This is a genomic window from Aeromonas crassostreae, assembly GCF_054052445.1.
Genome location: NZ_JBSTYM010000044.1, coordinates 1 through 13226, shown reverse-complemented (window position 1 = coordinate 13226; position 13226 = coordinate 1). Strand labels below are relative to the sequence as shown.

The following is a 13226-nucleotide window of genomic DNA, read 5'->3' as shown; positions in this document are numbered from 1 at the left end:
GCCCCCGGGGTGGGGGGTTTTTCTTTTGGCCCCCCTCGGCGCCCCGGGGCGGCGCCCCCACTGCCCTGTGCACGGCATCGACCCCGTTCGGCGCACCCTGTTGACCTCGCAGGGGGAAGTTCCCTATGGCCAGCTGGTGCTGGCCACCGGCGCCAGCGCGGTACGCCCCGATCTGCCGGGCAGCGAACACCTGGTCACTCTCAACAGTCAGCGGGAGTATGCCGCCATCGAGGCGCAGCTGCACCAGGCCCGCCGCATCCTGGTGCTGGGGGCCGGGTTGATTGGCTGCGAGCTGGCGATGGACATGGCGAGCGCAGGAAAAGAGGTGACGCTGGTGGATCTGGCGGACAGCCCGCTCAGCGCCCTGTTGCCTGCAGTGCTGAGTCAGCCGCTGCAACAGGCGCTCTGCAGCCAGGGGGTCAGCCTGCAATTCGGGACGGGTCTCGCCAGGATTGATGCCCAGCCGGGCGATGCCTGGCGAGTGACCCTGAGTGACGGCAGAACCTGCGAGCAGGATCTGGTGATCGCCGCCATCGGCCTTGCGCCCAATCTGGCCCTGGCCCGTGGGGCCGGGCTGGCAGTGGAGCGCGGCATCCTGGTCGACGACAGGCTGCAGACCAGCGACCCCCATATCTTCGCCCTGGGGGATTGCGTGCAGTGGCGGGGTCAGCTGCTTCCCTTCCTGCAACCCATCCTGCTGGGGGCCAATGCGCTGGCCAAGACCCTGCTCGGCACGCCCACTCCGCTGACTTTGCCCCCCATGCTGGTGAAGGTGAAAACGCCGCGCTACCCGCTGCAGCTGGCGGGTCGTACCCGGGGTGAAGATCTCGCCTGGCAGTGCCGCTGGAACGGCCTGGGTATGGTGGCCGAGGCGAGGGGCGATAATGGCGAGCTGTGCGGCTTCGTGGTGGGGGGGGACCAGATGAGCGCCGCCTTCCCGCTGCTGCGCCAGCTGCCCCGTTGATTCATTGATTACGCCAGGCCGGGGCGCCCCGGCCGGATTGAGGAGAACTGATATGGCCATGCAGCTTATTCCGTCTCACTGGGTGGTGCGCCGCTCTACCCCCTTCTTCACCCGCGCCAACGTGCCCGCAGCCCTGCTCAGCCACCACAACACGGCGGCCGGGGTGTTCGGCCAGCTCTGCGTGATGGCGGGCACAGTCACCTATCACGGCTTTGCCGACGAACAGGCCGAGCAGCCCGAGCTCACCCTGGTGATCCGGGCCGGGGAGTTTGCCACCAGCCCGCCCCAGTATTGGCACAGGGTCGAGCTGTCGGAAGACGCCCGCTTCAACATCCACTTCTGGGCCGAGCAGGCCGAATCGGACCAGCCGCTGTTCCACAGCCGCAAAGAGTAGGCTTCCACCGTCGCGAGGCGCGAGGTCGGGCCTGTCACTTCGATGGCCGCTCACGCCGACACAGGGTTCATCCTGGTTGACACTGGGGATGAATGCGCCCAGAGCGGGTTTGAGATCCCACTTCTGGGCGGTTGCCGTTTGCCGACATGAAAGTATTCAGTCTGGCGTCAGGCTGGCGCATACACTTCACCCTGACGCCGCGCCTGCATCCCGCCGCAGCCAGGCGCTCAGGATGTGGCACCTGGCCGCCCTTGAGCGCCATGCCCTGCCGGCGTGCGGCCAGACAAGCAATCATGGAGGATAAGATGTCATCACCCGCATCGGCGCCAAGGCGCTCCCTGTCCGACCTGTTGGCCGGTGTCACCGCGGCGGCCGTCGTGCTGCCCAAGGCCATGGCCTATGCCAGCGTGGCCGGTCTGCCGGTGGCCGTCGGTCTCTACACCGCCTTGGTGCCCATGTTGCTCTACGCCCTGCTGGGCTCCTCCCGGGTGCTCAGCGTCAGCTCCACCAGCACGCTGGCTATCCTGACCGCAACCCAGCTCGGGCTGGTGGTGCCGGATGGGGATCCCGGTCGGCTGCTCACCGTGACCGCCACCCTGACCCTGCTGGTGGGGGCCATGCTGATGCTGGCGGCGGTGCTGCGGCTCGGCTTCGTGGCCAACTTCATCTCCCTGCCGGTGCTGGTGGGATTCAAGAGCGGCATAGGGCTGGTGATCATCCTCGATCAGTTGCCCAAGCTGTTCGGGGTGCACATCCAGAAGGAGAACTTCTTCCTGGATCTCTACCACCTGGGTCAGGCCCTGCCCCAGAGCTCCTGGCTGACCCTGGTGGTCGCCCTCGTCACCCTGGTGGTGCTGGTGTTCATGGAGTGGCGCTTCCCCCATTCCCCCGCCCCCTTGCTGGGGGTGGGCATCGGCATCGCCCTGGTGTGGGGCTTTGGCCTGAATGAGGCGGGCGTCGCCATCGTCGGCAGCATCCCCACCGGCCTGCCCGCCCTGACGATGCCGGACCTGACCCTGCTGTTGCAGCTGCTGCCGGGGGCGGCGGGTATCGCGCTGATGAGCTTCACCGAGACCATAGCCGCAGGGCGGGCCTTCGTGGGCAAGGAAGAGCCCGAGATCAATCCGAACCGCGAGCTGGTGGCTACCGGGCTGGCCAACCTGGGGGGCGCCTTCTGCGGCAGCATGCCGGCGGGAGGCGGCACCTCCCAGACCGCCGTGGTGCGCTCCGTCGGGGGCCTGAGCCAGTGGGCCTCCGCCGTCACCGCCGCGATGGCGCTGGCCACCATGATCTTCCTCGCCCCGCTGCTCTCCTGGCTGCCGAGCGCCACCCTGGCGGTGGTGGTCATCGTCTATTCGGTGGGGCTCATCCAGCCGGGGGAGTTTCGCAAGATAGGGCAGATACGCATGATGGAGTTTCGCTGGGCCGCCATCGCCTGCCTGGGGGTGTTGCTGTTTGGCACCCTGGAGGGGATAGTGGTCGCCATCCTGGCCTCTCTGCTGGGACTCGCCAGCCAGACGGCGCAGCCGCCCGTCTATGTGATTGGCCGAAAACCCGGGGAGGATGTGCTGAGGCCGCTGGTCGCGCGCCATCCCGATGACGAGACGATCCCGGGCCTGCTTATTCTGCGGCCTGAGGGGCGCCTCTTCTTCATCAACGTGCAGCATGTGGCGGCCCGGATCCGCGAACTGATCGAGACTCACCAGCCCGAGGTGGTGGTGCTGGACATGAGCCGGGTACAGGACGTGGAGTACTCGGCGCTGATGATGCTGATGGAGGGGGAGCAGCAGGCGCGCGCCCGGGGCGTCACCCTCTGGCTGGCCGGGCTCAACCCCAGGGTGCTCGAGAACGTGCGCCGCAGCGGGCTGGCCGACCAGCTGGGAGCGAACCGCATGTTGTTCAATGCCAGGGCGGCGATCCGCCAGTATCAGCAGAGCAGGGAGAGAGTGTGAGCGAGCAAGGGGCGAGCCAGAGGCTGCCCCTTGACGGTGATCAGAACAGTTCCGGGATCACCCGGAACGGGTGCTCCGAGGCCTTGACCTTGCCAATCTTGCGCCTGGGCAGCTTGACCGGCTCGGCCGGCAGCGCCTCGTAGGGCACGTGGCTCAGCAGGTGGGAGATGATGTTGAGCCGCACCCGCTTCTTGTCCTCGGAGCGGGCCACAAACCAGGGGGCCCAGGCGGTGTCGGTGGCGGTGAACATGGCATCCCGCGCCCGGGTGTAGTCATCCCAGCGATCGAAGGACTTGATGTCCATGGGGGAGAGCTTCCAGATCTTGCGGCCATCGTCGATGCGATCCCTCAGCCGCCGCTCCTGCTCTTCCGGGGTCACCTCCAGCCAGTACTTCAGCAGTATGATGCCAGAGTCGACCATGGCCTGTTCCACCATGGGGGCCCCCGCCAGGAATTTATCGCTCGCCTCCTGGCTGCAAAAGCCCATGACGCGCTCCACCCCGGCCCTGTTGTACCAACTGCGATCGAAGATGACGATCTCCCCCGCCGCCGGCAGGTGGGGGATATAGCGCTGGAAATAGAGCTGGCTCTTCTCCCGCTCGGTAGGAGCCGGCAGCGCGATGACACGAAAGACCCGGGGGCTGACCCGCTCGGTGATCGCCTTGATGGTGCCCCCCTTGCCGGCGCCGTCGCGCCCCTCGAACACTATGCAGACCTTGAGTCCCTTGTGCACCACCCACTGCTGCAGCTTCACCAGCTCCACGTGCAGGCGACGCAGCTCCTTCTCGTATGCCTTGTTGCCAAGGGGCTTGGGCTCGGTGACCGGTACCGATTGTGCTTGTTCTGCCTTGCCTTTTTTCTTGTTGGCCATGATGTCCTTCTTTTGTCTCAAACGGATGGGGAGTGGCCGTCATCCCGGACGGCGCACTTCAAGCGTAGATGAAGCCCCTTTCGCGCAAGGCACAAGAGGGGGAGGGGGATGATCGAGATCATGGATAGCCCTGCACTCTCTTCGCGCTGGCCCGTCAGCTGGCCTGGTCGTTTTGCCCCGGTCACAGCATTGAACCGTCGGAACAGGCCGCTTCAATATCCACTTCTGGGCCGAGCAGGGTCGTCCGATCAGCTTCTGTTCCACAGCCGCAAAGGGTGAAAACGAGCGGGGCCAATCCGGGTGAATGGCCCCCTCTGCCCATGCAGATCAAAATAATCAACTCAGATGTTCGTTATCCTGCCCCCTTATCCGAATGAGTGCTATGAGGGAGATGCATGAGCCTGATCGAAGCCGTGACCATGGCCGCCGGCCTGGCCTATCTGGTGCTGCTGGCCTGGCAGGGGCGTAGCGGCTGGCCGTGGCGCCTCGCCCTCGGCCTGCTGCTCATGCTCTGGTTGCTGGCGGCGGACAGCCTGCTCTGGCTCGGCCTGGGGCTGGTGGCCGCCGCGCTCGCCCTCTGGCACCGTTATCGGCCGCTGCCCGCCCTCGAGGCGCTCGACGGCCAGTGGCTGCGGGGGCGCACGCGGCACTTGCTGCTGCTCTGCTGGGGGCTGGTGACGGTGCAGTACGGCCTGCACGTCTGGCAACTGGGGCAGGGGATACCCCCCTGGCTGGTGCGCCCTGACGTGGTGGACGGTTTCCTGCCCATCGCCGGCGGACTCGGGCTGCGGGCCTGGCTCGGACAGGGGCTGGCGGACCCCCACCACCCGGCGGCCACCGTCACCGTGCTGGTGCTATCCCTGTCGGCCCTGCTGCTGGGGCGGGCCTTCTGTGCCTGGTTCTGCCCGCTCGGGCTCGCGGGGGAGTGGCTGCACGGCCTGCGCTCGCGCCTGTTGCCGGGGGAGTGGACCCCGCCGCGCTGGCTCGATGCCGTGTTGCGCGGCCAGAAGTTTCTGGTGCTCGGCTTTCTGCTCTTCATCATATTGCTGGCGGTACCCGCCGCCGCCCTGCCCGGCTATCTGGCCAGCCCCTATCATCAGGCCGCTGACATGAAGATGGGGGCTTTCTTCTTCAATTTGAACCTGATCTCGGGTCTGTGCCTTGGCTGGGTGCTGCTGCTCACCGCCAGCTTCCGCCAAGGATTCTGCCGTTATCTGTGCCCCTACGGCACCTGGCTCTCTTTACTCGGCCTGCTGACACCTCTGCGCATCCGCCGCGACCCGGTCCGCTGCCTGCGAAGCCAGGGCCACGACTGTGACAAGTGCAGCCGGGTTTGCCCCTCCCGCATCCAGGTGCACCAGCTCATGGCGGTGCGAAGCCTGGAGTGCACCAGTTGTCTGAGCTGCGTCGCCGCCTGCCCCAAAAGCGCCGATGCCCTGCATCTTGGCAGCAAGGCGCGCCGGCTTGCCCCCCGCCAGCTGCTGGGGCTGCTCTGCCTGTTGCTGCTGGTGTTGCCGCTGCTCTCCTACGGCTTGCTGGATCTCTGGGTCAGCCAGACGCCGATCCCTGACCGCTACGAGCTGCTGCAACGGCTGCCCTGGTTGAGCCACTGAGGGGGAAAGGGCAAAAGGTGGATGATGGGGGGATCTTTTGGATTGGCGATAATAAGCTGTATAAAAATCCCCCGCCAAATTGTTAGCGCCATCCCACTTTGCTCATATTGCAATTGATCATATAGCGCTCCCCACCATAATGGATGCTGTTATTTGGCGTTGTTAATTTCAATTGGATGAGCAACAACATGAATATCAAGGTCAGCTATCCCAAGTGGTTTACCCTGGATCACAAGATCGCGTTCTTCTTCCCGCTGTAATTCCCCGCGGCGGCGCGGCATGCCTGCCATGCCACGAGCTCGCCTCCATTCCTGAACTGAAATAGCTGCACCCGTCTTCGCCTGTTTATTCTGGCGAGGCCATGTCGTGCACCCATTTTCAATATTTCCTACCTGCCGGATATTCTATTTTCGGCAGGGGAAGAGACTCATTCTGAATATTCAAATCTGGGGTGTTTATATTATGGAAAACTTCAAGCATCTGCCCGAACCCTTCCGTATTCGCGTCATCGAGCCGGTCAAGCGCACTACCCGCGCCTACCGGGAGGAGGCCATCGTCCGGGCAGGCATGAACCCCTTCCTGCTGGACAGCGAAGATGTCTTCATCGACCTGTTGACAGACAGCGGCACCGGCGCCATCACCCAGGACATGCAGGCCGCCATGCTGCGCGGCGACGAGGCCTACAGCGGCAGCCGCAGCTACTATGCCCTGCAGCAGGCGGTGCAGGAGATCTTCGGCTATTCGCTGACCATCCCCACCCACCAGGGGCGCGGCGCCGAGCAGATCTACATCCCCGTGCTCATCAAGAAGCGGGAGCAGGAGAAGGGGCTGGATCGCAAGAAGATGGTGGCGCTCTCCAACTATTTCTTCGACACCACCCAGGGCCACACCCAGATCAACTGCTGCGTGGCGAAGAACGTCTACACCAGGGAGGCGTTCGACACCTCGGTCACCGCCGACTTCAAGGGCAACTTCGATCTGGTCAAGCTGGAGGAGGCCATCCTGGAGGCGGATCCTGCCAACGTGCCCTACATCGTCAGCACCATCACCTGCAACTCCGCCGGGGGCCAGCCGGTGTCGATTGCCAACCTCAAGGCGGTCTACGAGATCGCCAGAAAGTACGACATCCCCGTCATCATGGATTCGGCCCGCTTCGCCGAGAATGCCTACTTCATCCAGCAGCGGGAATCCGGCTACGCGAACTGGTCTATTGAGGAGATCACCAAAGAGGCCTACCAGTACGCGGACGGCCTCGCCATGTCGGCGAAGAAGGATGCCATGGTGCAGATGGGGGGGCTATTGTGCTTCAAGGATGACAGCATGCTGGACGTCTACACCGAGTGCCGCACCCTGTGCGTGGTGCAGGAGGGCTTCCCGACCTACGGCGGCCTGGAAGGGGGCGCCATGGAGCGCCTGGCGGTGGGTCTGCGGGACGGCATGCGCCAGGACTGGCTGGCCTATCGCATCGGCCAGGTGCAGTACCTGGTGGACGGACTGGAGGCCATCGGCGTGGTGTGCCAGCAGGCGGGGGGCCATGCGGCCTTCGTGGATGCGGGCAAGCTGCTGCCCCACATCCCGGCGGATCAGTTCCCGGCCCATGCCCTGGCGTGCGAGCTCTACAAGGTGGCCGGCATCCGCGCGGTGGAGATAGGCTCCCTGCTGCTGGGGCGCGATCCCGCCACCGGCAAGCAGCACCCCTGTCCGGCGGAGCTGCTGCGCCTGACCATCCCCCGTGCCACCTATACCCAGACCCACATGGACTTTGTCATCGAGGCCTTCGGCGAGGTGAAGAAGAACGCCCACCGGGTGAAGGGGCTGGACTTCATCTATGAGCCGGCCGTGCTGCGCCACTTCACCGCCAGACTGAAAGAGGTCGAGCATAACGACCCGTCAGCGGGCAAGACGCAGAAAAAATTGATAGAAGCATGACGAGTCAGGGGCACCTTGTTGGGTGCCCCTTTTTTTCACAGCTCTGTGAAATTTCGGGAGTGACAACACATGACATCAACACCGTCCGTCATCGGAGGGGCCTGCATCATTGCCAGCGTCTGTGTCGGCGCCGGCATGCTGGGGCTGCCAAGCGCGGGAGCCGGGGCCTGGACCAGCTGGTCAACCCTCGCCATCATGCTCACCATGGTCGTCATGACGGTTTCAGGCTGGATGCTGCTGGAAGCCCTGAAACCCTACGCATTGACCGCCTCCTTCAACTCGGTGACCCGGGATCTGCTCGGTCACAGGATCAATTTCTTCAACAATCTGACCGTCTATTTCGTGGGCGGCATTTTGCTTTATGCCTATATCACCTCCTCGGGTCTGATCCTGGGGGGCCTGCTCGGCATCGACAGCCAGCTGGCGTCCGTCCTGTTCGTGCTGGTGTTCTCCTGGTTCGTCTGGCATTCGACCCGGGCGGTGGACCGGATTTCGGTCGTGCTGATCGTCTTTATGGTGCTGAGTTTCGTGTTCGGGGTCTCCGGGCTGGCCAGCAAGGTTGACACCGCCAAGCTGTTCAACTCCTTCGCCGAGGAGCTGGGCCGCGCCCCCTATGCCCTGGCCATGTTGCCGGTGGCGCTCACCTCGTTTGGCTACCACCACTCGGTGGCATCGATGCGCGCCTATTACGGCGAGGAGCAGAAAGCCAGACAGGCGATCCTGGGGGGGACCCTGATCGCCCTGGCGCTCTATCTGCTGTGGCTGCTCAGTATCTTCGGCAACCTGCCTCGCCCCGCCTTCGGTCCCGTCATCGCCAAGGGGGGCGACGTGGACGTGCTGCTCGGGGCGCTGGCCTCGGTGATCGAGTCCAGGCGGGTATCGAGCGCCATCCACCTCTTCTCCATGGCGGCCATCCTCTCCTCCTTCATCGGGGTGGGCCTGGGGGTGTTTGACTATCTGGCGGACTTGTTCAAGTTCGACAACAGCCGCCAGGGCCGTGCCAAGTCCTGGGCGGTGACCTTCCTGCCCCCCCTGGCGCTCTCCCTGATGTTCCCGTTCGGCTTCGTGGTGGCCATCGGCTATGCCGGGGCCGCGGCGACCGTCTGGGCCTGCATCATCCCGGCCCTGCTGGCGAAGAAGTCCCGGGAGCAGGCCCCGGACGAGGTTGGGTTCAAGGCCCCCGGCGGCCAGCCCATGGTGGTGGCCGTCATCGTCTTCGGGGTGCTCACCGCCATCTTCCACCTGATGGCCATGGCGGGCATCTTGCCGGTGTACGGGGGCTGAGCCAGGACTGGGGGGGAGGCGCCGTTTGCCCTCTATGGCGGCGACCCCGGTCGTCAGAGTGGACGAGAGCGGCGACCCCTGCCGCTTTCGCCGCCAGGCCAAGGGAGATTGCGAGCTGACCTGGCCCCATTTTGCCCCCGGATTTGATACCCGAAGGCATGCAGGGTAAAGTCCCCCGGCGCCAGCACTGGCGAATGCAGGAGAAGCGCGGCGCCGTGCCGCGATCAGTCGACAATCCGTTTGGGGGAGTAATGGAACAGAAACCATCGTTGGTGGGCGGGGCATGCATCATTGCCGGCGTCTGTGTGGGGGCCGGCATGCTGGGCTTGCCGAGTGCGGGGGCGGGGGCCTGGACCCTCTGGTCCGTGCTCGCCGTGGTGCTGACCATGGTGGTGATGACGGTCTCCGGCTGGATGCTGCTCGAGTCCTACAAGGGCTACCCGCTGCGGGTCTCCTTCGATACCGTGACTCGGGATCTGCTGGGGGAGAAGGTCAACGCCCTCAACAACCTGAGCGTCTACTTCGTCGGCGGCATCCTGCTCTACGCCTACATCACCTCGGCCGGTCTCATCATCGACGGCATGACGGGGATGGGCAGCCAGCTGGGCTCCATCCTCTTTACCCTGGTCTTCTCCCTGCTGGTGTGGCACTCCACCCGGGCGGTGGATCGCATCTCTGTGCTGCTGGTGATCCTGATGGGGCTGAGCTTCGTGTTCGGCATCTCTGGCCTGTCGCTGAACATTCGCCTCGATCTCTTGTTCGACCGGGTCGGCAGTGAAGTCAGCTACGCCCCCTATGCCCTGGTGATGCTGCCGGTGGCGCTCACCTCGTTCGGCTATCACCACTCCGTCTCCTCCATGCGCGCCTACTACGGCGAGGAGCGCCGCGCCAGCCGCGCCATCCTGGGAGGGACCCTGATCGCGCTCACCTTCTATCTTATCTGGCTGGTGAGCGTGTTCGGCAACCTGCCCCGCAGCGAGTTCGGCCCTGTGATCGAGCAAGGGGGCAACGTGGATGCCCTGCTCAAGGCGCTGGGCTCTGTCATCGAGTCCAAGGCGGTGGCCAATGCCCTGAACGGCTTCTCCATGGCGGCCATCCTCTCCTCCTTCATCGGGGTGGGTCTGGGGGTGTTCGACTACCTGGCGGACTTGTTCAAGTTCGACAACAGCCGCGCCGGCCGCGCCAAGTCCTGGGGGGTGACCTTCCTGCCGCCCCTGCTGCTCTCCCTGCTGTTCCCGTTCGGCTTCCTGATCGCCATCGGCTATGCGGGGGCCGTGGCGACCCTGTGGACCTGCATCATTCCGCCGCTGCTGGCCTGGAAGGTGCGTGCCGGCAAGGGCCACGCCGACGCCCAGCCCCAGGGTTTTCGTGCTCCGGGCGGCGTGGTCATGATTGGCGGGGTGATCCTGTTTGGCGTGCTGACCGCCGCCTTCCACCTGCTCAACATGGCGGGGCTGCTGCCCGCCTACACCGGCTGATCCTCCCCACTGCTGGGGAAGGGATAAACGGCGCCATCAGGCGCCGTTTTTCATGGCCGCTGGCGGCACCGGTGAGAGCCAAAAAGCACAAGGCCCCACCCTCTTGCGAGGGTGGGGCCTTGAAAATCATGGTGCTCCCGACTGGATTCGAACCAGTGGCCTGTCCCTTAGGAGGGGACCGCTCTATCCAGCTGAGCTACGGGAGCGAGTGGCGTGCATTATACAAAAAGAATCGCGCTTTTAAACTCTTGATTTCTATTCCAATAGGGCAAAATCGCCCACCTGGATGTTAAATGGCGAATATTTGTTCCGTGTCGCTATGATGGCGCCGTCGTCAAACAGCTGGACCACCTCGAACAGGCCGCTGGCGGGATTGCGCTGCATGCGGGCCTTGCCGTAGGGATCGGTGAAGTCGGCGCTGTGCTGGATGCGGAACTGATCCCCGAGCTTGACCCCGTTGCGCCGCCCCAGGTTGATGTGGGGGCCGCGCTCGCCCACGGCGACGATGCGGGCGGTGACCGGGGCGCAGCCGAGCTGGGCCTGGATGTCCTGCACCGCCTCCTTGAGCTGATAGTCCACCTCCTGGCCGTAGCTGGAGTGCCAGAACAGGCTGCTGTCGCTGCCGACCCGCTCCTGCTTGGCGAAGGTCCAGTCGGCCCGTCCCTCATACTCCTTGCGCCCCATCAGGGTGCCGTTGATGCCGTCAAACAGGTAGAGCTGCATGCGAAAGCTGCGGACGGGATCCTCATACCAGCTGGTCAGCCGGTTGCCCTGGGGCTCGAGGGAGAGGTCGTCCAGGCTGCCGAGCACCAGGTACTGGCTGTCGGTGCGCAGGCTCAGGGCCTTGATCTCTTCGAGGGCGCTGCGATCCCCCTGTTGCAGGTGCAGGGGGTCGATGGCGAGGTTCTCGTCGAGCCATTGGTGGGCCAGCACCCCCTGGGGCTGGGCGGCCAGCTTCTCGAACAGGCGGCGTGACAGGCTGGCCGGCAGATCGTCGAGGGCGCCATAGCTGGCCTGCTCGGGGTGACGCAGCCGCAGCCGTACCAGCGTCAAATCCTTGGCGTAGTGCTGGCTCTGGCAGATCTGGCGCTCGGCCTGGATATCGGCCTGCACCGTGATGTACATGCGGCCGTTGCGTACCTCTTCCCGCTTGAGCCGGTATTGGCGGATGTCACCGCCGGAGCGGATCTGGATCTGCTCGGATCTCAGGCTGCCGTTTTCCAGGCGCTGCACGCTGGAGACGGCGGCGCCGCTGGCCAGAAGGGCCTGGCGCAGGGCATCCCGGGTGGCCTGCTCGCGGGCGTAGGCCTCGTCTCCCCCCAGGATGGCGGCGCTGCCCTGGGCTTCGATCAGTTCGGCCCGGGCGCTGGCGGCGGCCAGCAGCAGGGCGATGAGCAGCGATGTCTTGATGGGTGTCATAACATGAACCTTGCAGGGGCAGGGAGATCCCGTGCCGACGTGAGTGCGGGTCAACAGATGGCAAGAACAAAGCAAGAGTCGTGCCTTATTCCCCACTCAAGCTTTGCCGGCCTCGTCCGATAACTGGTGAGACGCAGAGACAGGAACCTTATCCATGAACAAATTGATCACGGCATTGGCCCTCACCCTGGCCTTGTCTGCCTGTGGTTCCGACCCCATCAACCGCAAGGTGGGGGATCCCCGCCAGGCCGCGCCCGGCATGGAGTTGAACTGGCTGGTGGCCCGCCTGACGGATCAGCTGATGGAGCGCAAGTCCCTCTCCACCCTGACCGAGCCCATCGCCGTCGCCTCCTTTGTCGATCTCGACACCCTGAAAGACACCAACTGGATGGGCCAGCAGATCGAGGAGAGCTTCATCTACGAGCTCAACCGGCGTGGCGAGGTGGTGGTGGACTTCAAGACCACGGGCAGCATCCAGGTGACCCCCCAGGGGGATTTCGTGATGAGCCGCAACTACAAGGATCTCTCCGCCAGGCTGCCCATCTCCCGCATCCTGACCGGCACCTTCAGCCGCAACAAGCAGGGGATCCTGGTCAACGCCCGCATCATAGACCTGCGCACCAGGATGGTGGAGACCACGGCCCAGAGCCTGATCCCCCAGCAGTATCTGACGGGGGCCAATAATTCGTTCGGCCGGGCCTCGGTCAACCGTGGCTTGTTGCAGCGCGGCTCAGGGGCCACGCCCCAGGGCCATCTGATCAATCTGGTCCCCTGAGCGCCCAGGCGCCCGTGACCCATCGAGAGGAAGCAAACAAGATGAAGACCCTGATTGGATGCCTGTTCGCCCTGCTGCTCACCGGCTGCAGCGGCAACCGCGTGGTGGAATATGGCAACAGTGCCAGCGAGCCGGACGGCTTTCCCGTGCTGAGGGCGGTGGGCTATGGGGTGATCGACATCCAGCCCGGCCCCTCCCGGGCGGAGAAGATGCTACAGGCCATCCGCGCCTCCAAGATGGATGCCTATCGGGAGCTGGCCGAGCAGCTCAACGGCCAGCAGGTGAGCGGTCGCAGCAGCTACAAGGATCTGACCCAGACCGCCAACACCCTGGATGTGTCTGTGGCCGGCATGGTGCGCGGCGCCAGGGTGGTGGCGAGCTATCCTCGCGGCAACACCTATGCCACCGAGCTCGAGCTCGATACCCGCAACCTCTATCACCTCAACCAGCTGATGGCGGGGCAGTTCTAGCCCCGGATGCAGCAACCCGATGCAGAAACGACAGGGGGGGGCCCCCGGGCCCCCCCGGGTTTGGGGGTGTTGTTTTG

General features: G+C 64.7%; 12 protein-coding genes and 1 tRNA gene. 10 read left to right on the top strand and 3 right to left on the bottom strand.

Annotation, left to right across the window (positions count from 1 at the left end; genetic code table 11):
* From norW to ACW5W4_RS18590, 3 genes are all read left to right on the top strand, one after another.
* A partial coding sequence (gene norW, locus ACW5W4_RS18600; RefSeq protein ID WP_456690379.1) for an NADH:flavorubredoxin reductase NorW occupies window positions 1-964 on the top strand: 964 nt, incomplete at its 5' end.
* Between the two features lie 52 nt (window positions 965-1016).
* Window positions 1017-1358, top strand: coding sequence for a DUF1971 domain-containing protein (locus ACW5W4_RS18595; protein ID WP_456690378.1), 342 nt, complete (start codon window positions 1017-1019; stop codon window positions 1356-1358).
* A 305-nt stretch (window positions 1359-1663) separates the two neighbouring features.
* The gene (locus tag ACW5W4_RS18590; protein WP_456690377.1) at window positions 1664-3310 is read left to right on the top strand and encodes a SulP family inorganic anion transporter; all 1647 of its coding nucleotides are present in this window, start codon (window positions 1664-1666) and stop codon (window positions 3308-3310) included.
* Window positions 3311-3350: 40 nt separating this feature from the next.
* Here the strand turns inward: ACW5W4_RS18590 and ppk2 are convergent, their stop codons facing one another.
* The gene (gene ppk2, locus ACW5W4_RS18585) at window positions 3351-4181 is read right to left on the bottom strand and encodes a polyphosphate kinase 2 (protein WP_427261067.1); all 831 of its coding nucleotides are present in this window, start codon (window positions 4179-4181) and stop codon (window positions 3351-3353) included.
* Window positions 4182-4576: 395 nt separating this feature from the next.
* On the opposite strand from ppk2, the gene ACW5W4_RS18580 reads away from it, so the two are divergent.
* From ACW5W4_RS18580 to ACW5W4_RS18560, 5 genes are all read left to right on the top strand, one after another.
* The gene (locus tag ACW5W4_RS18580; RefSeq protein ID WP_456690376.1) at window positions 4577-5794 is read left to right on the top strand and encodes a 4Fe-4S binding protein; all 1218 of its coding nucleotides are present in this window, start codon (window positions 4577-4579) and stop codon (window positions 5792-5794) included.
* A gap of 143 nt (window positions 5795-5937) precedes the next feature.
* Window positions 5938-6054 (top strand): tryptophanase leader peptide, encoded by a 117-nt coding sequence (gene tnaC, locus ACW5W4_RS18575; RefSeq protein WP_111873301.1) that lies wholly within the window; start codon window positions 5938-5940, stop codon window positions 6052-6054.
* Between the two features lie 202 nt (window positions 6055-6256).
* Window positions 6257-7723 (top strand): tryptophanase, encoded by a 1467-nt coding sequence (gene tnaA / locus ACW5W4_RS18570; RefSeq protein ID WP_456690375.1) that lies wholly within the window; start codon window positions 6257-6259, stop codon window positions 7721-7723.
* Window positions 7724-7792: 69 nt separating this feature from the next.
* On the top strand, window positions 7793-9007 hold the full coding sequence (locus ACW5W4_RS18565; protein WP_456690374.1) for an aromatic amino acid transporter: 1215 nt from the start codon (window positions 7793-7795) through the stop codon (window positions 9005-9007).
* Window positions 9008-9258: 251 nt separating this feature from the next.
* Window positions 9259-10485, top strand: coding sequence for an aromatic amino acid transporter (locus tag ACW5W4_RS18560; RefSeq protein ID WP_456690373.1), 1227 nt, complete (start codon window positions 9259-9261; stop codon window positions 10483-10485).
* A gap of 129 nt (window positions 10486-10614) precedes the next feature.
* Here ACW5W4_RS18560 and ACW5W4_RS18555 read toward each other — a convergent pair.
* A tRNA-Arg gene (locus tag ACW5W4_RS18555) sits at window positions 10615-10691 on the bottom strand.
* Between the two features lie 49 nt (window positions 10692-10740).
* The gene (locus ACW5W4_RS18550; protein ID WP_408796485.1) at window positions 10741-11895 is read right to left on the bottom strand and encodes a flagellar assembly protein FlgT; all 1155 of its coding nucleotides are present in this window, start codon (window positions 11893-11895) and stop codon (window positions 10741-10743) included.
* Window positions 11896-12058: 163 nt separating this feature from the next.
* Between ACW5W4_RS18550 and ACW5W4_RS18545 the strand changes: the two genes are divergently transcribed.
* Together ACW5W4_RS18545 and ACW5W4_RS18540 are read left to right on the top strand one after the other, a co-directional pair.
* Window positions 12059-12679, top strand: coding sequence for a FlgO family outer membrane protein (locus tag ACW5W4_RS18545; protein WP_456690372.1), 621 nt, complete (start codon window positions 12059-12061; stop codon window positions 12677-12679).
* Window positions 12680-12720: 41 nt separating this feature from the next.
* Entirely contained in the window at window positions 12721-13149 is a 429-nt protein-coding gene (locus ACW5W4_RS18540; RefSeq protein ID WP_427260441.1) for an LPP20 family lipoprotein, read from the top strand.
* Window positions 13150-13226 lie beyond the last annotated feature (77 nt).